The organism is Bacillus sp. JZ109 (assembly GCF_053903135.1).
This window is the reverse complement of the sequence record NZ_CP096388.1, coordinates 679724-701575: the sequence shown is the minus strand read 5'-3', so window position 1 is coordinate 701575 and position 21852 is coordinate 679724. Positions and strand designations below refer to the sequence as shown.

The window sequence follows — 21852 nt, the reverse complement described above, 5'->3', positions numbered from 1 at the left end:
GACAATACGTCCTATGTATATATCAGATAAGTGGGCATTTAACCCATCCTCACGCCCCGCCAGCGACGACCAGCATCTAAGGCAGCAACTTCAGCTGCCCACAGCAGAGCCGAGTGCCTCCATTGATACAGGTCAGGAGACATCACCTTTACAAAAACTAGTAGGAATAGTGTTCCGATTTTTTCATTTTCTTTTTGTTTAAAAGAGCGCCTAACAGCTTCGCATTGGATTGTTCCAGTGCATCCTTTGCTTTCAGAACGGTATCGGTTTTTGTTTTTCCGCTTAAAACGACGAGCACGCTGCCGTCTGTTTGATTTGCTAGAATCTGAGCATCTGCAACAGCCAAAAGAGGAGGGGAATCAAAGATGACGAGGCTGAATTGTTCATAGATCTCAGATATTAAATCTCCCATTGCTTTTGAAGACAGCAGTTCTGCCGGGTTTGGCGGGGTCGGCCCGCTTGTCAATACATATAAGTTATCGATCGGCGTCTTTTGCACCGTCTCACTGAGTGAAGCATTACCGACCAGCACATTTGTCAGCCCGGTTACATTATCAACCTGAAACGTCTGATTGATGGTCGGCTTTCTTAAATCGGCATCCACCAGCAGTACTTTCTTTTCCTGCTGCTGCGCAAAGACAGCCGCAAGATTCGCTGCACTGAACGATTTACCTTCACCAGGCACAGAGGAGGTGACGAGGATAGATCGCAAGTTGGTCTGGACAGATGAGAACTCAATGTTTGTCCGAATGGTGCGATATTGTTCCGCAACAACTGATTTATTGTGTAAAACAGATATTTGAGCCAAACCTCGCCTTGCTTTCTTTTTTCTAAAGATCACTCGCTTCACTCCCCGAAATGTTTTATCCCGCGATTCCGCCCTTTGTGGACATCAGGAACGGAGCCTAAGCATGGCAATCCGGTTCTCTCGCTGAGCTGCCGTGCGCTTTTGCACGTATCATCGAGAAAATGCAGAAAAAATGCCAGTGTAATGCCGCCCATGACAGCAGCGCCAAAAGCCATGACCATATTTCGCAGCCTGGCCGGCTTGATCATCGGGCTTTCAGAAGCCTTCGCCTCTGATAATATATGTACGCCTTGTACATTCATTCTTTCATCTACTTCTTTTTCAAACTTGTTCACTAACGTGTTCGCAATCTCAGCCGCTTTCGCCGGATCGTGATCCTGGACGGCAACGTTGATAATTTCTGATTCATTTTCACTGCTGGTGATTACTTTTCCTTTCAGCGAGGAAGCCGATTCAGATAGGTGCAATTCCGCCTTAACTTCTTCCATCAAGGCAGTGCTTTTCATAATCGATTGGAACGTGCTGCTATACTGAAGATTTCGCTGGATGTCACTGAGATTCGAGTTTTCTTCACCGTCTGATTCATGAACCAGCACCTGTGTCGACGCCTGGTAGGTCGGTGAAATGACCTTAAATTGTACAAAACCCATCATAAGGGTGACGCCGATTGTGATGAGCAGAATCAGCACGAATCTGTGTCTGACAATCGCATATAATTCTTTGAAACTCATATTCTCATTCATGTATTCATAGCCTTCAGCCTTCCCGCGGCTGGCTTCCCGCGCCCCTTTCTGTTAATGATTGGATTATAAAAGAAAACGTTATTATTTAAAAATTGCAAAATAAGCCAATAAGTTCTCTTTAGAGAACAAAATCATGATTTTCCTCTAATTTACTGCACTTCCCTTATTATTTTAAATTTTATAAAGAACGAAAAATTCCTTATAATGAACGAAATAACGACAGGAATAGAGGAGAATTTCATATTATGATTGGAAGAATTATCCGTTTGTACCGTAAAAGAAAAGGCTATTCTATTAATCAGCTGGCTGTTGAGTCAGGCGTATCCAAATCCTATTTAAGCAAGATTGAAAGAGGCGTTCACACGAATCCGTCCGTTCAATTTTTAAAAAAGGTTTCTGCCACACTGGAAGTTGAATTAACAGAATTATTTGACGCAGAAACAATGATGTATGAAAAAATCAGCGGCGGTGAAGAAGAATGGCGCGTACATTTAGTGCAAGCCGTACAAGCCGGGATGGAAAAGGAAGAATTGTTCACTTTTACGAACAGACTCAAGAAAGAACAGCCTGAAACTGCCTCTTACCGCAACCGCAAACTGACGGAATCCAATATAGAAGAATGGAAAGCGCTGATGGCGGAGGCAAGAGAAATCGGCTTGTCTGTCCATGAAGTCAAATCCTTTTTAAAAACAATGGGAAGATGATGATCGATTAAAGGGCTAACGTTCGCATCTATAGGGGAAATCTGTTTATAATGGGGGAAAAAGGGAGAGAACACAATGACTCATCAAATAGTAACGACTCAATACGGCAAAGTAAAAGGCACAACGGAAAACGGTGTACATAAGTGGAAAGGCATCCCCTATGCCAAGCCGCCTGTCGGACAATGGCGTTTTAAAGCACCTGAGCCGCCTGAAGTGTGGGAAGATGTGCTTGATGCCACAGCGTACGGCCCTATTTGCCCGCAGCCGTCTGATTTGCTGTCACTGTCGTATACAGAGCTGCCCCGCCAGTCCGAGGATTGCTTGTATGTCAATGTATTTGCGCCTGACACTCCAAGTCAAAATCTTCCTGTCATGGTGTGGATTCACGGAGGCGCTTTTTATCTAGGAGCGGGCAGTGAGCCATTGTATGACGGATCAAAACTTGCGGCACAGGGAGAAGTCATTGTCGTTACATTGAACTATCGGCTGGGGCCGTTTGGCTTTTTGCACTTGTCTTCATTTAATGAGGTGTATTCCGATAACCTTGGGCTTTTAGACCAAGCCGCCGCACTGAAATGGGTGCGGGAGAATATTTCAGCGTTTGGCGGTGATCCCGATAACGTAACAGTATTTGGAGAATCCGCCGGCGGCATGAGCATTGCCGCGCTGCTTGCTATGCCTGCGGCAAAAGGCCTGTTCCAGAAAGCAATCATGGAAAGCGGCGCTTCTCGAACGATGACGAAAGAACAAGCGGCGAGCACCTCGGCAGCCTTTTTAAAGGTCCTTGGGATTAACGAGGGCCAACTGGATAAATTGCATACGGTTTCTGCGGAAGATTTGCTAAAAGCGGCTGATCAGCTTCGGATTGCAGAAAAAGAAAATATCTTTCAGCTGTTCTTCCAGCCCGCCCTTGATCCGAAAACGCTGCCTGAAGAACCAGAAAAAGCGATCGCAGAAGGGGCTGCTTCCGGTATTCCGCTATTAATTGGAACAACCCGTGATGAAGGATATTTATTTTTCACCCCGGATTCAGACGTTCATTCTCAGGAAACGCTTGATGCAGCGCTCGAGTATTTACTAGGGAAGCCGCTGGCAGAGAAAGTTGCCGATTTGTATCCGCGTTCTCTGGAAAGCCAAATTCATATGATGACTGATTTATTATTTTGGCGCCCTGCCGTCGCCTATGCATCCGCACAGTCTCATTACGCCCCTGTCTGGATGTACAGGTTCGATTGGCACCCGAAGAAGCCGCCGTACAATAAAGCGTTTCACGCATTAGAGCTTCCTTTTGTCTTTGGAAATCTGGACGGATTGGAACGAATGGCAAAAGCGGAGATTACGGATGAGGTGAAACAGCTTTCTCACACGATACAATCAGCGTGGATCACGTTCGCTAAAACAGGAAACCCAAGCACCGAAGCTGTGAATTGGCCTGCGTATCATGAAGAAACGAGAGAGACGCTGATTTTAGACTCAGAGATTACGATCGAAAACGATCCTGAATCTGAAAAAAGGCAGAAGCTATTCCCTTCAAAAGGAGAATAAATATGGGGAAAACAGGATACATTGGTGCTGCCATTGTTGTGGCAGCTTGTATCATTATTTTGTCGGCCGTGGTATGTTTACGAGACACAGTCTATTACCAGCCTATGCGCTGGACTGGCATCATACTGTTTTTCGCGGGAATTGTGATGGTTCCCGCATACTCAGCAAAAAGAAAACCCGGAAAAGAGAAGTAATTCTCTTTTCTGGGTTTTTATGTTTATTATAATCTTCCCGCGCGAATATCGTCTGTCATTCCCTCATAAGGAGCCTTCGAAATCACTTCTTCGTTGTCGACTCCTTCATTTTTCAGAAATGTAATTTCCGCAAATTCAGGTACAACGTATTTTGGATACGTTTCATATTTTTCGCGGGATTCTTTCATCAAATCAATGTGGTCATTTTGGTAGCAAACCGTAATTTCAGGATGTTCATGCACCCATTTCGGGAAGAAAATAATGCCATGCATGCGTTTTTCATTTGGCATAAAGTTTAATGAAACATCCGTGCCAGTCGGCTCTGTCCAAGACACTTTATATACGCCTTCTGTCAGTTTGACAATATTCACTCCCTGATCCCGAACCCAGCGTCCGGCAACCATTCCGCTATGAATTCTATAATCAATTGTATGGTCGTTTTTAATATAAATCTCGTATTCCCATCCGTTTTCATACGTATAAATCATGTGGCTTCCGATAAAGTTTTCCATCTTACACACTCTCCTTAGTCTTTTACTGTACTTCATAAATGTCTAGTAGAACGTAATCAGGGGTTCTTTCTGCGGAACCGATAAACAAGCGGTCATGGAGCCATTGATAGACTTCACTGCCTGTTTCAAACGTCGGTACCGTACGAAAATAAACATGCTCCGGTTCAATAATTTCCCCGGCTGCCGCTTGTTTTCGAAACGGCTCGCTGACTTGCCGTATTCCATTGTTTTCAATGTAAATCAGTTCATGATCTGCTGTTTCAATCACATACCTGGCAGATAAATCTGTTCTGCCGTTAGCGCGAATCATTTGTGAATCGGCACCGCCCGGCAAAATACGTCCCTTTACTTCCCCGGTTATTGTTCCCGAACAAATCGGAATGAATCGTCTCAGTCCCAGGCTTGTCTCACCAATCGTGATAGGCGGATCAACCTTGATTTCTAAAGAGGCGAATGGTTTTAAAACCGGCTTCTTCACGAGAACCACCTCACCTTCAGAAAAAATCATGTAACTATTTACATGTTCACTTTAACATCATTGCAGTTAACTGTCAAACAATAGGAACATAAAAAAACAAGGACTGTTTGAAGATAGCCCTTGTTTGAAGCTAGCTTTGATAAGCAAGATATGTGCTGACAGTGCTTTTGGCAAGACAGGCAGAGGAATCTATAATCGGAATCTCACTTTGAATATGATCTAACACCGCATTTAAATCCGTGCAGGCTGAAATGATGATGTCTGCATGCTGACTGATTTCTTCATATAGCGTCTGCCACAATGCTTGTGTATGCTGCATATGATTTGGCTGTTTGATTGCGGCGATAAGCTGGTTCACAGCCTGCTGCCAATGGTCCTTGTGAATAACTTCTTGTCCATTTCCCTTCAGAACTTTTTGGTAGATGGCGGATTGGATGGTTGGCTCTGTTCCTAAAACCACCGCTTTTTTTGCGGGATGCGGAATCTCTTTTATCGTTTCCTCAACAATATGCAACATAGGAACCGACAATGCCTGCTGAATCTCTTCATAGTAGACATGCGCCGTATTACAAGGCAGCGCAATGAAATCCACTCCTGTTTTCTCAAGCTTTGCCGCTCCGTCGATAATCGCTTTTTTCATCTCATCATGGTCAATTGGACGATCTGCATAGAAGGGCGTCGGGCATGAATAGATCATCATGTGCGGGTAGTCAATATCGTTTGAAGCCCCATACAGCTTCTGACAGTAATCAATCACCTTATCAATAAACGGCGAGGTCGATTTCGGCCCCATTCCGGCTAATATTCCGATCATCAAATTCATTCCTTTCTACTTCGTACGGACCGCTTCTTCCTCTGAGCCATCCTCATAGAGGATAAAGCTTTTCGCAGCATCCTCACCTAACGTAAACTCGACTTCAACAGACAATGCTCGCAGAAAGAAACGGGTTTCCGAGGAAGGAAATAACTCCAGTCTCAGCTGTCCGGCGATCTCCAAATAAAGCCGTTCATTCTCGGCTGTCACCTGTGCAGCCGTCCCATCCTGCAACAGGTAGCTGCCAACATAGCGGCTGTATATCGCCGTATCAATTGCTTTTTTCTTTTTATCAGCAGGACGTTCCGGGACCTCATATGGCTGGCCAAATAGAATATGTTCCGCCGCCTTCAGAATCGCTTGTTCATATTCAGTATCCTCTTCCTTATTACTCAAATAGATCAGTGTTTTACGATGATCGATATATCGGATCATCAACGTCGAATAGCCGGGCCATCCTCCGCTGTGGCTGACAATCCGCCCTTTTTCAGGACTGTTTTGCAGTACCCAGCCAAAGCCATAATCAATTGTTTCTCCATTGTTGAGGCGCACTGGAGAAAACGCAGATTCCTTAGAAGCCTTGCTGATGAAATCGTCCTGATATAAAGCCTGATCAAATCGAAACAAATCGCTTGTGACAGAGTTCACCGTCCCATCTCCCTGTATGCCATCGAGATACACAACATAGTTCGTTTCCTCCAGCTCATCAGGGAGGACGTATGTTTCGGAATGTACATCATACACATATCCATATGCATAATGATCAATTCGCTCAGGCGAAAGCCTCCTGTTATACACTCTTGTTTCATTCATGCCTGCCGGTAAAAAAATACTTGTTTTCATAAAATCCGCATAGCTCATGCCAGATGCTTTTTCAATGATAACCGCCAGCAGCACATACCCCGTATTGCTGTACATCCAGCCTTCATTCGGTTCAAAATAACCAGATAGCCCCTCATTCATCAGCATATCGACAATATCCTGATTCACCGCAATCTTGTGCGGATCCCAATTGGCAAAAAACCAACCCATATAATCAGGAAGCCCTGACGTATGGTTCAATAAATGCCGAATCGTTACACCCTGGTACGGAAAACCGGGCAGCCAGCGATCCACTTTATCTTCATAGCCAAGAATCCCCTTCTCTTCTAGCAAGATGATTCCCAATGCTGTAAAAGGCTTTGACAAAGACGCTAACTCAAACAAAGAGTTGGTTTTCAACGGGCGTTTTTCCGTCATTTCCGCATAGCCAAAAGAGTGGTGATATAAAATATCGCCACCCTCCGCAGCCAGAACCGTCCCGTTAAACTGATGTTTTTCGCCTAATGTCTCAAATAACGTCTGAAGATTCTTTCTTTTATTCTGCTTCATTCCTCCACCTCCCATATCTCTGTACGTTACTAACCTACTAACGTTTCAAATATTTTGAAAACAATAAAAAAAGCTGATTAATCCTCAAATAGGAAAAATCAACTTTAATATAGCGGTATTAGATCTGCATGAATCAAAAAATCCTCTTTTATGAAGTCGGAGAAGGAACTCTAGCGGCTGCAAAATGGGTTCTCGTAGTCGCTTGAATGACTCCTGCGGCAGTACTCCTCATTGCAACTGTCACCGTATCTCCGGCGTTTAACTGAAGAATTTCCGTAATGGCTACGACAGCGGGGAGATTCCCTGCTTGAAATTGGTTATTTCCGCCGCCTACCACATCTTGATTCACGAGAAATACGACTTCTAAGTTGAAGCCAACATTCGCATTCGCTTGAAATTCAACTGATGCATTAAGAGAATACACGCCTGCTGTTCTCGGGGAAAATGTAGATGTGCCGGGGTTATATTCATTCGCCAAATCAAATTGGACATTTTGAAAAAGAACTCCGCTGGCTGCATTTGCAGCAACTGACAGATTCATATTGCTGGTGGCTCTGAAAGCAGAAATAGGCTGGTTCGTCATTGGTGCGAAGGACTGGTTTTGTTGAGCTGATGGGGTATTTCCATTTGTGACACTTGGTGATAAAAGAGGTTCCGGTCGATCGTTCCTCTTAATCCATTTAGTTGGCCGGGGCTGCATAACTTTTTCCTCCTTATAAGCCTTACGCTTCTATCATTTGTTTGCTAGTTAATACATTATTATATTAATCGTTACAGACATTGAAACGGTATCTGCCCGACTGTATTCAAAAATAGAAATCACAGCAGCATGTTCCCAAAACAGATTACTGCTTTTGATCCAAGAGGCATGCTTCATCAAGGCATCAGACGATCTTATATGAAAGACCTCAGTTAGAGATCCTTTTTAACCCATCACATATACCTGCCGTTCACTATTATTTAGTGAAATGAGATATTATGATATTTTCTGAATTGTGATTAAAAAGGCAACTTTATGCCCATGTGACAGAATTATAAAAAATCGGAGAACGAAAAGAAACAGATAGATTTTTTAGTTCTTTAGGCCCGTAGTCCGTAAATCCTTTTATGATTTTCTATCAAACAAAAGAGGAAAATAGACCAGTTGCAATCCAAACGAGAGTCTAATAGAATGAGGTCGAAAAGTAAATCGAGCGGGTTTGTTACTGATAAAGCAGGCAAGACCTAAAATGTGTAAAGGGCAAAGTGTATACTTTGGCGTCGCCCCTTACATATTTTAGGTCTTTTTTTATTGTGCGTAACTAACTTGCCATCTTCAAATAGGAGGGCTGGAAGAAGCAGACCGCTAACACAGTACATAAAAAAGGAGACATGAACGATGAACATCAAAAAGTTTGCAAAACAAGCAACAGTATTAACCTTTACTACCGCACTGCTGGCAGGAGGCGCAACTCAAGCGTTTGCGAAAGAAACGAACCAAAAGCCATATAAGGAAACATACGGCATTTCCCATATTACACGCCATGATATGCTGCAAATCCCTGAACAGCAAAAAAATGAAAAATATCAAGTGCCTGAATTCGATTCGTCCACAATTAAAAATATCTCTTCTGCAAAAGGCCTGGACGTTTGGGACAGCTGGCCATTACAAAACGCTGACGGCACTGTCGCAAATTATCACGGCTACCACATCGTCTTTGCATTAGCCGGAGATCCTAAAAATGCGGATGACACATCGATTTACATGTTCTATCAAAAAGTCGGCGAGACTTCTATTGACAGCTGGAAAAACGCTGGCCGCGTCTTTAAAGACAGCGACAAATTCGATGCAAATGATTCTATCCTAAAAGACCAAACGCAAGAATGGTCAGGTTCAGCCACATTTACATCTGACGGAAAAATCCGTTTATTCTACACTGATTTCTCCGGTAAACATTACGGCAAACAAACACTAACAACTGCACAGGTAAACGTATCAGCATCAGACAGCTCTTTGAACATCAACGGTGTAGAGGATTATAAATCAATCTTTGACGGCGACGGCAAAACGTATCAAAATGTACAGCAGTTCATCGATGAAGGCAACTACAGCTCAGGCGACAACCATACGCTGAGAGATCCTCACTACGTAGAAGATAAAGGCCACAAATACTTAGTATTTGAAGCAAACACTGGAACTGAAGATGGCTACCAAGGCGAAGAATCTTTATTTAACAAAGCATACTATGGCAAAAGCACATCGTTCTTCCGTCAAGAAAGTCAAAAACTTCTGCAAAGCGATAAAAAACGCACGGCTGAGTTAGCAAACGGCGCTCTCGGTATGATTGAGCTAAACGATGATTACACACTGAAAAAAGTGATGAAACCGCTGATTGCATCTAACACAGTAACAGATGAAATTGAACGTGCGAACGTCTTTAAAATGAACGGCAAATGGTACCTGTTCACTGACTCCCGCGGGTCAAAAATGACGATTGACGGCATCACGTCTAACGATATTTACATGCTTGGCTATGTTTCTAATTCTTTAACTGGCCCATACAAGCCGCTGAACAAAACTGGCCTTGTGTTAAAAATGGATCTTGATCCTAACGATGTAACCTTTACTTACTCACACTTCGCTGTACCTCAAGCGAAAGGAAACAATGTCGTGATTACAAGCTATATGACAAACAGAGGATTCTACGCAGACAAACAATCAACGTTTGCACCAAGCTTCCTGCTGAACATCAAAGGCAAGAAAACATCTGTTGTCAAAGACAGCATCCTTGAACAAGGACAATTAACAGTTAACAAATAAAAACGCAAAAGAAAATGCCGATATCCTATTGGCATTTTCTTTTATTTCTTATCAACATAAAGGTGAATCCCATATGAACTATATAAAAGCAGGCAAATGGCTAACCGTATTCCTAACCTTTTTAGGAATATTGCTGTTTATCGACTTATTTCCAAAAGAAGAACATGACCAAAAAACAAAATCAAAACAGAAGCCGGACTACCGGGCGGCATATCATTTTACGACGCCGGATAAATGGAAAAATGACCCTCAAAAACCGATCTATTTTGATGGCAAGTATCATTATTTCTATCTATATAACCGGGATTACCCAAAAGGCAACGGCACAGAATGGCGCCATGCCGTCTCAGAGGATTTGGTGCACTGGACCGATGAAGGCGTGGCGATTCCGAAATATACAAACCCGGACGGTGACATTTGGACCGGTTCCGTCGTGGTTGATAAAGAGAACACAGCCGGCTTCGGGAAAAATGCGCTTGTCGCGATTGTGACACAGCCCTCAGCCAAAGACAAAAAACAGGAACAATATTTGTGGTACAGCACAGATAAGGGAAAATCATTCAAATTCTACAGTGGCAACCCCGTTATGCCTAATCCGGGCACAGACGATTTCAGAGATCCGAAAGTCATATGGGATGACCAGGATAACAAATGGGTCATGGTCATGGCTGAAGGATCAAAAATCGGCTTTTATGAATCCGATAATCTTAAGGACTGGCATTACACAAGCGGATTCTTCCCAGAACAGGCGGGAATGGTGGAATGTCCCGACCTCTACATGATGCGGGCAAGCGACGGAACGAATAAGTGGGTTCTCGGTGCCAGCGCGAATGGCAAACCGTGGGGCAAACCAAATACGTACGCCTACTGGACCGGAAGCTTCGACGGAAAAGAATTCAAAGCAGATCAGACTGAAGCCCAATGGCTTGACTATGGCTTCGACTGGTATGGCGGTGTGACGTTCGAAGACAGCAAAAGCACAGATCCATTAGAAAAGCGGTATGCGCTTGCCTGGATGAACAATTGGGATTATGCCAACAACACCCCGACAATGAAGAACGGCTTTAACGGCACAGATTCTGTCATACGCGAACTCCGACTGAAGGAGCAGGATGGAACATACAGCCTCGTCTCACAGCCGATTGAAGCTTTGGAGCAGCTGACTGTTTCAACTGACGAAATAGAGGATCAGGATGTGAACGGATCAAAAACATTGTCGATAACAGGTGATACGTACCAGCTTGATACGGATCTTTCTTGGTCCGAGCTAAAGAATGCAGGCGTCAGGCTCAGAGAATCAGAAGACCAAAAACGCCATATTGATGTCGGTATTTTCGCTGAAGGCGGCTATGCTTATGTCAATAGAGCAGCCATAAATCAGCCTGACAAAAGCAATACCTATGTCGAAAGCAAAGCTCCTTATGATGTAAGCAAACGTAAGGTGCATTTGAAAATACTTGTCGATAAAACAACGATAGAAGTATTTGTTGGCGACGGGAAAACCATTTTTTCAAATGAAGTCTTCCCAAAGCCTGAAGATAAAGGCATTACCCTTTTTTCTGATGGTGGCACAGCCTCCTTCAAAAATATAACAGTGAAACACTTTGATTCGATTCATAAATAAAAACAGGGGCGGCGCAAGCTGCCCTGTTTTTTTATTAGGAGCGGTATTCTCTGTTACATATTGGGCATTGTAAGAAATATAAGGCTGGTTTCAAAGGAGGAAGCGAATGTCTAAACAAGGAAATTTTCAAAAATCAATGTCGCTGTTTGATCTGATTTTGATTGGGATGGGAGCCATCTTTGGATCAGCGTGGCTGTTCGCTGTCAGTAATGTCGCTTCAAAAGCAGGGCCCTCCGGCGCTTTTTCCTGGATCCTCGGAGGAGCCATTATTTTGTTAATCGGGCTCGTATATGCAGAGCTCGGAGCCGCTCTGCCCCGTACCGGAGGCATCATTCGATACCCCGTTTATTCACATGGCCACCTTGTCGGCTACTTAATTTCGTTTGTCACGATTGTCGCTTATACAAGCTTGATTTCAATTGAAGTGACAGCTGTGCGCCAGTATGTGGCCTATTGGTTTCCCGGCCTGACCATTAAAGGGTCTGATTCACCGACCATTTCCGGCTGGATCTTGCAGTTTGCCCTATTATGCTTGTTTTTCCTGCTGAATTATTGGAGCGTCAAAACCTTCGCTAAGGCGAATTTCATCATATCGATTTTTAAATATATTGTGCCGATTACCATCATTATTGTGCTGATCTTTCATTTTCAGCCGGAGAATTTATCCGTTCAAGGATTTGCACCGTTTGGATTTACAGGTATTCAGGCTGCCATCTCGACAGGCGGCGTCATGTTTGCGTATCTCGGCCTGCATCCGATTGTATCTGTAGCAGGTGAAGTCCAAAATCCAAAACGCAATATCCCGATCGCTTTAATCATTTGCATCATCGTTTCAACCATCATTTATACTGTTTTGCAGGTCACCTTTATTGGTGCAATCCCGACAGAAACACTGAAACATGGCTGGCCGGCAATTGGCCGGGAGTTCTCATTGCCGTTTAAGGATATTGCGGTCATGCTCGGGTTAGGCTGGCTTGCAACGCTTGTCATTTTAGACGCCATTCTGTCTCCCGGTGGAAACGGGAATATCTTTATGAATACGACATCCCGCCTTGTTTACGCCTGGGCGCGTAACGGCACATTATTTGGCATATTCTCAAAGGTCAATAAAGATACGGGGACACCCCGCGCTTCGCTTTGGCTTTCGTTTGCCCTGTCCATTTTCTGGACACTTCCCTTTCCTTCGTGGAACGCGCTCGTCAATGTCTGTTCAGTCGCGCTCATTCTTTCATATGCGATTGCACCCATTTCTTCAGCTGCGCTGAGGGTCAACGCGAAGGACTTAAACAGGCCGTTTTATTTAAAGGGAATGAGCATTATCGGGCCGCTTTCCTTTATATTTACAGCGTTTATCGTGTACTGGTCAGGATGGAAAACAGTCTCCTGGCTGCTCGGTTCACAACTCGTGATGTTTTTGATCTATCTCTGTTTCAGCAAATATACGCCTAAAGAAGATGTCAGCCTCGCTCAGCAGCTGAAATCAGCCTGGTGGCTTATCGGGTTTTATATTATGATGCTGATCTTTTCCTACATCGGTTCTTTCGGACATGGTTTAGGGATTATCAGCAATCCCGTCGACCTCATTTTAGTCGCGATCGGCTCACTTGCGATTTATTACTGGGCAAAGTATACCGGGCTCCCAAAAGCCGCCATTGATTACGATAAATAAAGAAGCAAGAGGTTTTCTTGCTTCTTTATTCTTTACAAACATACATACACGCGATAAAATGAATGAGAGTCAGTCATTATCGGAGGTGTTCCTCATGCCAAAACAATCATCGGGCAAATATGAAAAAATTCTGCAGGCTGCCATAGAAGTCATTTCTGAAAAAGGCCTCGACAAAGCTTCTATTTCTGATATTGTCAAAAAGGCCGGCACTGCCCAAGGAACATTCTATTTGTATTTTTCATCTAAAAATGCCCTCATACCGGCCATTGCAGAAAATCTCCTCACCCATACACTTGATCAAATCAAAGGCAGGCTGAATGGAGACGAGGATTTTTGGACCGTTTTAGATATATTAATTGATGAGACATTTCTCATTACAGAACGCCATAAGGATATTATTGTCCTCTGTTATTCCGGGCTTGCGATCGACCACTCCATGGAAAAATGGGAGACGATCTATCAGCCTTATTATTCCTGGCTTGAACAAATCATCAACAAGGCCATTGCAAACCATGAGGTAACGGAAGGAATCAATTCAAAATGGACGGCCAGAACGATTATCAACTTGGTCGAGAATACTGCGGAACGATTCTATATCGGATTTGAACAAGATGAAAATGTTGAAGTGTATAAAAAGGAAATTTTCACTTTCTTAAAACGGAGCTTAGGTACTGCTTAAAAAATGACTGGGTAACACCGCTCATTTTTTAATGCCCTAAAAATGACTGACGTTCATTCATAAAATAGAGAGGTGTTTCATTTGAATTGGGTTCTTGTTTTTATTGCAGGGCTTTTAGAAGTTGTTTGGGCCTCTTCCCTCAAACATGCCGATTCGCTTTTGGATTGGATCATCATTTTTATCTTAATCGCGGTCAGCTTTATCCTGTTGATCCGCTCTTATCAAAAAATCCCGATGGCCGCGGCGTACACTGTGTTTGTCGGAATCGGAACCGTCGGAACATATCTGACTGGAATTGTTCTGGGCGAATCCTTCTCAGCAGCCCAAATGTTCTTTTTAGCTTTATTGCTGGCTGGCATTTTAGGAATGAAATTATTTACGAAAGAAAGCAAATCTCAGCCGGGAGGTGAACAATAATGGCATGGTTTTTATTAGTGATTGCCGGCATAGAAGAAATTATAGCTGCCATTGCCATGAAATATATAGACGGAACAAGAAAAAAATGGCCGATCATTGTGATGACTATTGGATTCGGCTTATCATTTTACTGCCTGTCCCAAGCGATGATCGTCCTGCCTGCCGGAGTCGCATATGCCGTCTGGACTGGCATTGGAAGCATTGGTGTTTCGGCGGTCGGGCTCATTTGGTTTAAGGAGCGGTTTCAGCTATCACAGGTGATTTCACTTTGCCTTATCCTAGCCGGCGTCATCGGCCTGCGTCTTACGTCATCTTCATAAAATCAAGGCATATACAGCTGTATATGCCTTTGCCATTAAGCTTCGTGATGTTTTTGAAGATGAAGCGGCGGCGGGATAAGCCAGCCTTTGTTTTTTAGCAGCCTTAAGTATTTTGCGCCGGTTGCCGCTTTCGACATATGAAATTGCCCAAACATCATGGCAATATCCTCACGAATCGATTGCCCCATCATTTTGCTGCATGTCACAAGACCTGCAGCATTTTGTGCTGCCGCGGAGGCCGCCACATCCGGATCGAGAAACCGTGCGCCAGGCGGAATATCGTTAATATCTGCTGTCGGCGGTTCAGGAGAAGCCGGCGGCAGCGCCACCCCGTTTTCTTTCAGGATCGTGCTGACCTGCTTGATTTCATCTTGGCATTTCTCAATAGACTCACGAAGCAGCTTCTTCAGGTCGTCATCACCGACATGATTCAATAGCATTTGGTAATTGCCGACCATTTTATTGCCCGCCATCACATAACTCCATAAGCCGAATACCTCACCATAATGCATCGGTTCATCCTGCGGATTTCCGCTTAAAATACCCATGTTCATCCTCCTCGCAAATTCAATATCGCACACATTCCATAACGTGCCCGAGAGAAGGAAAATTTATGTTTCAGCGTGAGAGATTTATGAAACAAAACAAAAAAGACAAGAGCGGCAAATCGCCAAACCCTTGTCTTTCCTGTTGTTCTATTGGACGCGCTCGGAGGGATTCGAACCCCCGACAGACGTGGTACCGGAAACCACCGCTCTATCCAACTGAGCTACGAGCGCAGAATGACTGCGTTATGAGAACGTCAGCACAACTAATTATACGATAATTCCATTCAAATAACAACCCTCTATTTGTGAGAGGCCGTTTTTTAAATAGACAAAGCATCTTAATTGGCAATCTGACATACGATGGTTTGAACCCCTGTATTTTTGGGGAAAATGGGAAAAAGAGACGACTTTGCATATTAGGCCAGCTTTTTGTTTGACCTTTATTGACCAAAAATGTATCATGTAACTACATACTTACCTAAAAGGTGAAGGAGGAGCATTATGAATTTAATACCTACAGTCATTGAACAAACGAACCGCGGAGAAAGAGCGTATGACATTTATTCTCGTCTATTAAAGGATCGTATCATCATGCTTGGATCTGCGATTGATGACAACGTTGCGAACTCCATCGTGTCACAGCTTTTATTCTTAGCAGCAGAAGACCCTGAAAAAGAAATTTCTCTTTACATCAACAGCCCGGGCGGCTCTATTACAGCCGGTATGGCGATCTATGATACCATGCAGTTTATTAAGCCGAAGGTATCTACAATTTGTATCGGTATGGCTGCGTCAATGGGCGCGTTCCTGCTTGCAGCCGGCGAAAAAGGCAAACGCTATGCGCTTCCAAACAGTGAAGTCATGATTCACCAGCCTCTTGGCGGTGCGCAAGGTCAAGCGACAGAAATTGAAATTGCTGCGAAACGCATTCTCTTGCTTCGCGACAAATTAAACAAAGTCCTAGCTGAACGTACTGGCCAGCCGCTTGAAGTGATCGAACGTGACACAGACCGTGATAACTTCAAGTCTGCTGAAGAAGCGCTTGAATACGGCCTGATTGACAAAATTTTGACTCACACAGAAGACAAAAAGTAATAACACAACCTGCAAGAGCTGCGTCTCTTGCAGGTTTTTTTCATTTAAACACTTTTGATTCTAAACTGCTCCCATTCCTCGTGTAACAGCTCAAGTGTTAGATCATTCGTCTGCCTCACAACCAGATCAGCACCAAGCATCGGCTGTCCTTGACCGACACCAACCGCAAACATCCCTGCAGATTTGATTGCAGAAATGCCTGCTTCTGCGTCTTCTATTGCCGCGCAATCAGCAGGGGAAACATCGAGCATCGCTGCAGCTGTTAAAAAGATGTCAGGATCAGGCTTCCCCTTCGCAAGAGTCGTCGGATCAACAATGGCATCAAAATCATCGATAATTGCCAAACGTCTTAAAATCTTAGGAGCATTGCGACTTGAAGATGCTAACCCGATTTTTATATTTTCGTTTTTCAATTGACATAGGAGCCTGCCAATCCCCGGTAAAAGATCTTCCGGCGTCAATTTGCTGATCAACGTTTGATAATCGTGATTTTTCCGATGCATTAGTTCTTGTTTCTCCGCATTTGTATACTTTGTTTCCGCACCGCCAGAGATCAATATGCTTTCAAGTGACTCTTCTCTGCTGATTCCTTTTAGCCTTTCATTCATGTCTCTGTCAAAGGGGATATTGATTTGTTCTGCGATGTGCTTCCAAGCGAGAAAATGATATTCAGCAGTATCTGTTATCACTCCGTCTAAATCAAAAATGACCGCTTTCATATACTAATGCCCATCACAGCTTCATAAGGTTTGAGGCTAATACTCTTTAAGTCAGCCCGCTCCTGCGGATAGTTAAAAATCAGCACTTTCCAACGCTCATGAATCAGTTCTGGAGGCGCTTCGAACAGAGCCTTTTCTTCCGATAAATTCACAACGACAAGAAGCTTTTCCCCTTGATATTCTCGAAGGTAAGAAAAGACCTGCGGATCATTCTCCTGCAAAAGCTGATAATCGCCATATATCATAATCTTATATTGCTTTCGTAATTGAATGAGCTTCTGATAGTAAAAGAAAATCGAATCTTGATCTTTCAAGGACTCTTTCACATTGATATCTTGATAGCGGGAATTTACCGGTATCCACGGGTCTCCGGTTGTGAATCCCGCATGTTTTCCGGCATCCCACTGCATAGGTGTTCTCGCATGATCCCTTCCTTTTATCATCACGGCTTTGACAAACTCTTTTTCTGACATCGTTTTGTTTTCGACGACTAGTTCACGATATGCATTCTTTATTTCAAGATCATCATACATCTCCAGCGGCATATCGCTGTTGACCATGCCGATTTCTTCTCCCTGGTAAATAAACGGCGTTCCTTTCATGCCGTGCAGAACCGTTGCAAATGCCTTCGCACATTCCTTACGCAGCTTCCTGTCATTGCCCCAGCGGGAAATAACCCTCGGCTGGTCATGGTTCTCAAAATACAGGGTATTCCAGCCGACATTCATTAACCCGGTCTGCCACCTTGTCATCGTCTTTTTTAAAGCAATCAAATCAAACGGCTTGATCTGCCATTTCCCATTTGGCGAGTTTTGTTCTGTATCAATATCCATATGTTCAAATGTAAAGATCATATTCAGCTCTTGCCTGCTTGCATCTGTGTACTTTATCGCCTCTTCAATATCTGAGCCGTTTGCCTCTCCGACTGTCATGCAGTCGTAATGAGAAAGCACTTCCCTGTTCATCTCTTGAATAAACTCATGAAGACGTGGGCCGTTAGAGTGATAACGGCCGACAATATAGCTGCGGCTGTGATTCGTTTCGTAGTCCGGAAAATCGGTGTATTTAGAAATAGAGCCGATCACATCCATCCGCCAGCCGTCAACGCCTCTATCCATCCAGAATCTCATTACATCATAAACTTCCCGGCGAACGGCTTCGTTTTCCCAATTTAAATCAGGCTGTTTTTTCGAAAAGTAGTGCAAATAATACTGCCCTGTTCCTTCATCGTATGTCCACGCTGAGCCTGAAAAGATCGATCCCCAATTATTCGGCTCTGAGCCGTCCGGTTTAGGATCTTTCCAAAAATAATAATCCCGGTAAGGATTGTCCTTCGACTTGCGGCTTTCAGCAAACCAAGCATGCTCATCTGATGTGTGGTTCACGACCAAATCCATGACGATTTTCATTCCGCGTTTATGGGCTTCATCAATCAGCTGAAACATATCTTCATTTGTCCCAAACTTTTCATACATGTTTTTGTAATCGCTGATATCATATCCGTTGTCATCCTGCGGGGAATCAAATACCGGGGAGAGCCAGATGACATCCGCCCCGAGATTTTTGATGTAATCCAGCTTTTGAATCACACCTTGCAAATCCCCGAATCCATCTCCATTGGCATCATAAAAACTGCGCGGGTAAATTTGATAAACGACAGCTTCTTTCCACCATTCACTCATTAGGCGTTCTCCTTTCACATCGTCCCTGTAGGACAACTGGTTCCTCATAAACGTTCATGTGCAGCGGCTCGCCTTTTACAAGCTCAAAAATAACGCGCTTTTCGTCAACCGTCACATTGATTAATCGATTTCGATAATTGATGTTGAATGAATATTCGTCCCATTCTTTCGGCAAAAACGGAGCAAATGACAGCGTCTCATTCGCGGTGCGCATGCCTGCAAAGCCATGAACGATTGCCAGCCAGCTACCCGTCATTGAAGTAATATGCAAGCCTTCTTCCGTATCATGATTGTAATTATCAAGATCAAGCCTTGCTGTGCGCTTATATAATTCGAGCGCTTTCTTTTCCAGCTTGAGTTCGGCTGCGAGAATCGCATGGACAGAGGGCGATAGGCTTGATTCATGAACAGTCATCGGCTCATAAAATTCAAAATTTCGCCGTTTTTCTTCCATTGTAAAACGGTCATTAAAAAGATAAATGCCTTGGAGAACATCTGCCTGCTTAATAAAATTGGAGCGGAGAATCTTGTCCCATGACCAATTCTGGTAAAGAGGCCGTTCCGCTGGATCTAATTCGTCAACTGCTTGCAGGTCTTTATCCAAGAACGTGTCATGCTGAACGAAAATTTGCAGTTCTTCACTATACGGATAGTACATGTGCTGGATGATTTCTCTCCAGACTTTCAATTCTTCTTCCTGTACATCCAGAAGGCGGCGTTTCTCCGCTGAGATACTTTCGAGACTTTGTAGAGTATACTCCAACGTCCAAGCCGCAATGACATTCGTATACCAATTGTTGTTAACGTTGTTTTCGTATTCATTCGGCCCTGTGACGCCATGGATCATATACTTATTTTTTCGTTTCGAGAAGTGAACACGGTCGGCCCAAAATCTGCTGACTGCCACAAGTACGTCTATCCCGTATTCTTCCATATAGTTACGGTCGCCTGTATAATTGATATAATTGTAGATCGCATAACAGATCGCGCCATTGCGGTGAATTTCTTCAAAGGTGATTTCCCATTCGTTGTGGCATTCATCACCTGTGAACGTCACCATCGGATAAAGTGCCCCCTTCATCCCCAATTTTGCAGCGTTTCGTTTGGCAGCCTCCAACTGATGATAGCGATACAAAAGCAGGTTTTTCGTCACCTCCGGCTCGGCTGTCGCCAAATACATCGGAACGGCGTACGCCTCTGTATCCCAATATGCGGCACCTCCATATTTCTCGCCAGTAAATCCTTTCGGCCCGATATTCAAACGGGCATCGCCCCCGTAATATGTCGAGAATAACTGAAAGATATTGTAGCGGATTCCTTGTTGAAGCTCCTCATCTCCTTTAATCTCAATGTCCGCTTTTGCCCATCTTTCCTTCCATCGATCAGTGTGCCTCCGTTTTGCATCTTCATAGCCGTTCTCTACCACATCCGCCAAAAGCTCCTTGGCTTTCGATAAAAGCTCTTCCTCCCGAAAATCACGGGAAGTCGTGACAATCACAAACTTTTTCAATGATGCCTTCGTTTGATAACTGTAGCAATTCTCGACATACATTTCAGTCGTTTTAAAGCTTTCATGGACAAAACCCTCCGTCTCGTTTGCCATTGCGGCTAATACCGTGAAGCGCGGTGTTCCAAATGGATTTTCGATCGTTTTTGCCGCTAAATGGCCGCTGTGAGAATCAGCACCTTTCGCTTCCTCCTGCCAAAACTGTTCTTGGTAGTTAGAATCTTCATTTGCCACGTTTCCATCCAGGTAAGGAACAAGCGTAATGACAGCATCTCCCGTCAAGCACTCCGCTTCATAATGAATCGCACAGAGTTCTTTTACAGCAAGGCTAAGAAACCGCTCAGACCTGATTCTGACGGATTTATCTTGAATGCGGACAACAGCGCTTCGCCGCAGAATCCCCTCTTTCATATTGAGCTCTACCTCAAATGATTCAATTGGATTTTGATAGAGATCGATTTTTTCACCGTCAACATATAAGCCTATGCCCATAAAGTTCATCGCATTGATCACTTTTCCGAAATATTCTGGATACCCGTTTTTCCACCAGCCTACTCGCGTTTTGTCGGGGAACCACACGCCTGCAATATATGTGCCTTGGTGACTGTCGCCTGAATAGCCTTCTTCAAAATTCCCTCTGACCCCCATATAGCCATTGGCAAGAGACGTCAGGCTTTCCAGCAGCCGTGTATGCTCCTTATTAAATGTATTTGTTTTGATTTTCCATTCATCAATCTCAAATAACCGCTGATTTATCATCATTTCCTCCCGAATGTAAGTTTCCATTATCACGGCGGATTTTGGTCAAATATCTAAATGCAAAAGAGATCATCAAAGTAACGCCACACGAATGGATCATCAATACAGTAATCAAATCAAAATGAACCATGCCGATAGCAGCTGCCGCAAATGCCGGCAGTGCTGATGCGCAAATCGCTATAGAGGCCGCTTCCTTGAATGATGCAATAGAGACCATGTTTGATATTTTTGTGATCCAGAGACCTCCGGCAAGAACAAACGTTAACAAAAGCTGGATCATAGAAACCACCGTATATGCCAGCATCATGATCATCGGCTTATACTGTGCCAACCACAATGTATCGATCAAGACCTCTACATCATGGACGTTTGGTTTCTCGAGCTTAACGTCCATTTTCGCATAGCCAACAGAAAACCCCGTTTCGTTTTGATCGGTGATCACCAGTTGATCAGGTTGAAATATGATGGCGTTTTCAAATCCAGTTACTTTCAATCGCCCATTTTCACCGCTTGTCTCATATTCATGCTTCATATCGACTGCCATCACATTCTGCCCATCTTCAATTCTCTCAGAGCTCTTCCCGCCTGTTAGTTTTCCGTTCCTGATTTGAAAACCCTGCAATTGATCAGCAAATTGATCATTAACCCCTTGAATCGCTGACGGCATGAAAGATGCAACGCTGAAGCGATCCATTTTCACAAACGAAACCGCTAACGGCGTCATTAAGCAGGCCGTTAAAAACATAAAGAGAAAAGAGAGCTGCAGCCAGCTGAAGGTATTCCCGTAACGGCAAACACCTGATGGGGATGCAGCCGCCTTCAGGCAGCGGATGATAAAGCTTTTATTCTCCAGATTCTTCATTT

22 protein-coding genes and 1 tRNA gene are annotated in these 21852 nt (G+C 43.9%); 10 read left to right on the top strand and 13 right to left on the bottom strand.

The genetic code is table 11. The features are described from left to right. Positions 1-157: 157 nt before the first annotated feature. Both epsB and M1D94_RS03570 read right to left on the bottom strand, forming a co-directional pair. Positions 158-841, bottom strand: coding sequence for a protein tyrosine kinase EpsB (epsB, locus tag M1D94_RS03575; protein ID WP_003228249.1), 684 nt, complete (start codon positions 839-841; stop codon positions 158-160). A gap of 5 nt (positions 842-846) precedes the next feature. Continuing rightward, positions 847-1551 (bottom strand): YveK family protein, encoded by a 705-nt coding sequence (locus tag M1D94_RS03570; RefSeq protein ID WP_021480654.1) that lies wholly within the window; start codon positions 1549-1551, stop codon positions 847-849. Between the two features lie 245 nt (positions 1552-1796). On the opposite strand from M1D94_RS03570, the gene slrR reads away from it, so the two are divergent. The 3 genes from slrR (at position 1797) to M1D94_RS03555 (ending at position 3994) form a co-directional block, all read left to right on the top strand. After that, a complete protein-coding gene (slrR, locus tag M1D94_RS03565; protein WP_014478046.1) occupies positions 1797-2255 on the top strand; it encodes an HTH-type transcriptional regulator SlrR in 459 nt (152 codons plus the stop codon). Positions 2256-2330: 75 nt separating this feature from the next. After that, a complete protein-coding gene (gene pnbA / locus M1D94_RS03560; RefSeq protein ID WP_321541204.1) occupies positions 2331-3800 on the top strand; it encodes a para-nitrobenzyl esterase in 1470 nt (489 codons plus the stop codon). 2 nt (positions 3801-3802) lie between these two features. Beyond that, positions 3803-3994 carry a hypothetical protein gene (locus M1D94_RS03555; protein WP_003228241.1) on the top strand — a complete coding sequence of 64 codons (192 nt, stop codon included), beginning with the start codon at positions 3803-3805 and terminating at the stop codon, positions 3992-3994. Positions 3995-4020: 26 nt separating this feature from the next. On the opposite strand, the gene padC is transcribed toward M1D94_RS03555, so the two are convergent. The 5 genes from padC to M1D94_RS03530 form a co-directional block, all read right to left on the bottom strand. Beyond that, complete coding sequence (gene padC / locus M1D94_RS03550) at positions 4021-4506, bottom strand: phenolic acid decarboxylase (protein WP_326243086.1); 486 nt, start codon at positions 4504-4506, stop codon at positions 4021-4023. 22 nt (positions 4507-4528) lie between these two features. Further along, complete coding sequence (locus M1D94_RS03545; protein WP_456270420.1) at positions 4529-4984, bottom strand: DUF3237 domain-containing protein; 456 nt, start codon at positions 4982-4984, stop codon at positions 4529-4531. Positions 4985-5114: 130 nt separating this feature from the next. After that, entirely contained in the window at positions 5115-5798 is a 684-nt protein-coding gene (gene racX, locus M1D94_RS03540) for a broad specificity amino-acid racemase RacX (RefSeq protein ID WP_049140394.1), read from the bottom strand. A gap of 15 nt (positions 5799-5813) precedes the next feature. Then, positions 5814-7169 carry a serine hydrolase gene (locus M1D94_RS03535; RefSeq protein WP_326243084.1) on the bottom strand — a complete coding sequence of 452 codons (1356 nt, stop codon included), beginning with the start codon at positions 7167-7169 and terminating at the stop codon, positions 5814-5816. Between the two features lie 148 nt (positions 7170-7317). Next, positions 7318-7869, bottom strand: coding sequence for a C1q-like domain-containing protein (locus tag M1D94_RS03530; protein WP_029946010.1), 552 nt, complete (start codon positions 7867-7869; stop codon positions 7318-7320). A gap of 678 nt (positions 7870-8547) precedes the next feature. On the opposite strand from M1D94_RS03530, the gene sacB reads away from it, so the two are divergent. From sacB to M1D94_RS03500, 6 genes are all read left to right on the top strand, one after another. Next, positions 8548-9969 carry a levansucrase gene (gene sacB / locus M1D94_RS03525; RefSeq protein WP_001022105.1) on the top strand — a complete coding sequence of 474 codons (1422 nt, stop codon included), beginning with the start codon at positions 8548-8550 and terminating at the stop codon, positions 9967-9969. A gap of 73 nt (positions 9970-10042) precedes the next feature. Next, positions 10043-11593 (top strand): 2,6-beta-fructan 6-levanbiohydrolase, encoded by a 1551-nt coding sequence (levB, locus tag M1D94_RS03520; protein ID WP_277709049.1) that lies wholly within the window; start codon positions 10043-10045, stop codon positions 11591-11593. A gap of 106 nt (positions 11594-11699) precedes the next feature. Next, the gene (gene aspP / locus M1D94_RS03515; protein WP_003228228.1) at positions 11700-13262 is read left to right on the top strand and encodes an aspartate/proton symporter AspP; all 1563 of its coding nucleotides are present in this window, start codon (positions 11700-11702) and stop codon (positions 13260-13262) included. A gap of 94 nt (positions 13263-13356) precedes the next feature. Continuing rightward, on the top strand, positions 13357-13941 hold the full coding sequence (locus M1D94_RS03510; RefSeq protein ID WP_095252540.1) for a TetR family transcriptional regulator: 585 nt from the start codon (positions 13357-13359) through the stop codon (positions 13939-13941). Positions 13942-14022: 81 nt separating this feature from the next. Further along, a complete protein-coding gene (locus M1D94_RS03505) occupies positions 14023-14358 on the top strand; it encodes an SMR family transporter (protein WP_014480966.1) in 336 nt (111 codons plus the stop codon). Continuing rightward, a complete protein-coding gene (locus M1D94_RS03500; RefSeq protein WP_095252539.1) occupies positions 14358-14678 on the top strand; it encodes a DMT family transporter in 321 nt (106 codons plus the stop codon). The genes M1D94_RS03505 and M1D94_RS03500 overlap by 1 nt, the downstream gene beginning before the upstream one ends. Before the next feature lie 35 nt (positions 14679-14713). Here the strand turns inward: M1D94_RS03500 and M1D94_RS03495 are convergent, their stop codons facing one another. Continuing rightward, the gene (locus tag M1D94_RS03495) at positions 14714-15226 is read right to left on the bottom strand and encodes a DUF3231 family protein (RefSeq protein WP_072175092.1); all 513 of its coding nucleotides are present in this window, start codon (positions 15224-15226) and stop codon (positions 14714-14716) included. Positions 15227-15381: 155 nt separating this feature from the next. Next, positions 15382-15457, bottom strand: a tRNA-Arg gene (locus M1D94_RS03490). A 270-nt stretch (positions 15458-15727) separates the two neighbouring features. Between M1D94_RS03490 and clpP the strand changes: the two genes are divergently transcribed. Next, on the top strand, positions 15728-16321 hold the full coding sequence (gene clpP, locus M1D94_RS03485; protein ID WP_003228214.1) for an ATP-dependent Clp endopeptidase proteolytic subunit ClpP: 594 nt from the start codon (positions 15728-15730) through the stop codon (positions 16319-16321). A 44-nt stretch (positions 16322-16365) separates the two neighbouring features. On the opposite strand, the gene pgmB is transcribed toward clpP, so the two are convergent. From pgmB to M1D94_RS03465, 4 genes are read right to left on the bottom strand one after another with little or no spacing between them, the layout of a single operon-like run. Beyond that, on the bottom strand, positions 16366-17040 hold the full coding sequence (gene pgmB, locus M1D94_RS03480; RefSeq protein ID WP_072175093.1) for a beta-phosphoglucomutase: 675 nt from the start codon (positions 17038-17040) through the stop codon (positions 16366-16368). Continuing rightward, the gene (gene malL / locus M1D94_RS03475) at positions 17037-18722 is read right to left on the bottom strand and encodes an oligo-1,6-glucosidase (RefSeq protein ID WP_456270419.1); all 1686 of its coding nucleotides are present in this window, start codon (positions 18720-18722) and stop codon (positions 17037-17039) included. Before malL ends, pgmB begins: the two co-directional genes overlap by 4 nt. Continuing rightward, positions 18715-20988, bottom strand: a complete 2274-nt coding sequence (mdxK, locus tag M1D94_RS03470; protein WP_103803422.1) for a maltose phosphorylase — start codon at positions 20986-20988, stop codon at positions 18715-18717. Before mdxK ends, malL begins: the two co-directional genes overlap by 8 nt. After that, the gene (locus M1D94_RS03465; RefSeq protein ID WP_101501489.1) at positions 20966-21850 is read right to left on the bottom strand and encodes a DUF1189 domain-containing protein; all 885 of its coding nucleotides are present in this window, start codon (positions 21848-21850) and stop codon (positions 20966-20968) included. The genes mdxK and M1D94_RS03465 overlap by 23 nt, the downstream gene beginning before the upstream one ends. Positions 21851-21852: the final 2 nt, after the last annotated feature.

What these genes read in the sequence shown, in the direction of transcription:
- sacB (WP_001022105.1), top strand. Translation starts at nt 8,548, where the DNA reads ATGAACATCAAAAAGTTTGCAAAACAAGCAACAGTATTAACCTTTACT.
- M1D94_RS03500 (WP_095252539.1), top strand. Translation starts at nt 14,358, where the DNA reads ATGGCATGGTTTTTATTAGTGATTGCCGGCATAGAAGAAATTATAGCT.
- slrR (WP_014478046.1), top strand. Translation starts at nt 1,797, where the DNA reads ATGATTGGAAGAATTATCCGTTTGTACCGTAAAAGAAAAGGCTATTCT.
- M1D94_RS03510 (WP_095252540.1), top strand. Translation starts at nt 13,357, where the DNA reads ATGCCAAAACAATCATCGGGCAAATATGAAAAAATTCTGCAGGCTGCC.
- M1D94_RS03570 (WP_021480654.1), bottom strand. Translation starts at nt 1,551, where the DNA reads ATGAATGAGAATATGAGTTTCAAAGAATTATATGCGATTGTCAGACAC.
- malL (WP_456270419.1), bottom strand. Translation starts at nt 18,722, where the DNA reads ATGAGTGAATGGTGGAAAGAAGCTGTCGTTTATCAAATTTACCCGCGC.
- racX (WP_049140394.1), bottom strand. Translation starts at nt 5,798, where the DNA reads ATGATCGGAATATTAGCCGGAATGGGGCCGAAATCGACCTCGCCGTTT.
- aspP (WP_003228228.1), top strand. Translation starts at nt 11,700, where the DNA reads ATGTCTAAACAAGGAAATTTTCAAAAATCAATGTCGCTGTTTGATCTG.
- clpP (WP_003228214.1), top strand. Translation starts at nt 15,728, where the DNA reads ATGAATTTAATACCTACAGTCATTGAACAAACGAACCGCGGAGAAAGA.
- M1D94_RS03465 (WP_101501489.1), bottom strand. Translation starts at nt 21,850, where the DNA reads ATGAAGAATCTGGAGAATAAAAGCTTTATCATCCGCTGCCTGAAGGCG.
- M1D94_RS03495 (WP_072175092.1), bottom strand. Translation starts at nt 15,226, where the DNA reads ATGGGTATTTTAAGCGGAAATCCGCAGGATGAACCGATGCATTATGGT.
- mdxK (WP_103803422.1), bottom strand. Translation starts at nt 20,988, where the DNA reads ATGATAAATCAGCGGTTATTTGAGATTGATGAATGGAAAATCAAAACA.
- pnbA (WP_321541204.1), top strand. Translation starts at nt 2,331, where the DNA reads ATGACTCATCAAATAGTAACGACTCAATACGGCAAAGTAAAAGGCACA.
- M1D94_RS03530 (WP_029946010.1), bottom strand. Translation starts at nt 7,869, where the DNA reads ATGCAGCCCCGGCCAACTAAATGGATTAAGAGGAACGATCGACCGGAA.
- padC (WP_326243086.1), bottom strand. Translation starts at nt 4,506, where the DNA reads ATGGAAAACTTTATCGGAAGCCACATGATTTATACGTATGAAAACGGA.
- M1D94_RS03535 (WP_326243084.1), bottom strand. Translation starts at nt 7,169, where the DNA reads ATGAAGCAGAATAAAAGAAAGAATCTTCAGACGTTATTTGAGACATTA.
- pgmB (WP_072175093.1), bottom strand. Translation starts at nt 17,040, where the DNA reads ATGAAAGCGGTCATTTTTGATTTAGACGGAGTGATAACAGATACTGCT.
- levB (WP_277709049.1), top strand. Translation starts at nt 10,043, where the DNA reads ATGAACTATATAAAAGCAGGCAAATGGCTAACCGTATTCCTAACCTTT.
- M1D94_RS03555 (WP_003228241.1), top strand. Translation starts at nt 3,803, where the DNA reads ATGGGGAAAACAGGATACATTGGTGCTGCCATTGTTGTGGCAGCTTGT.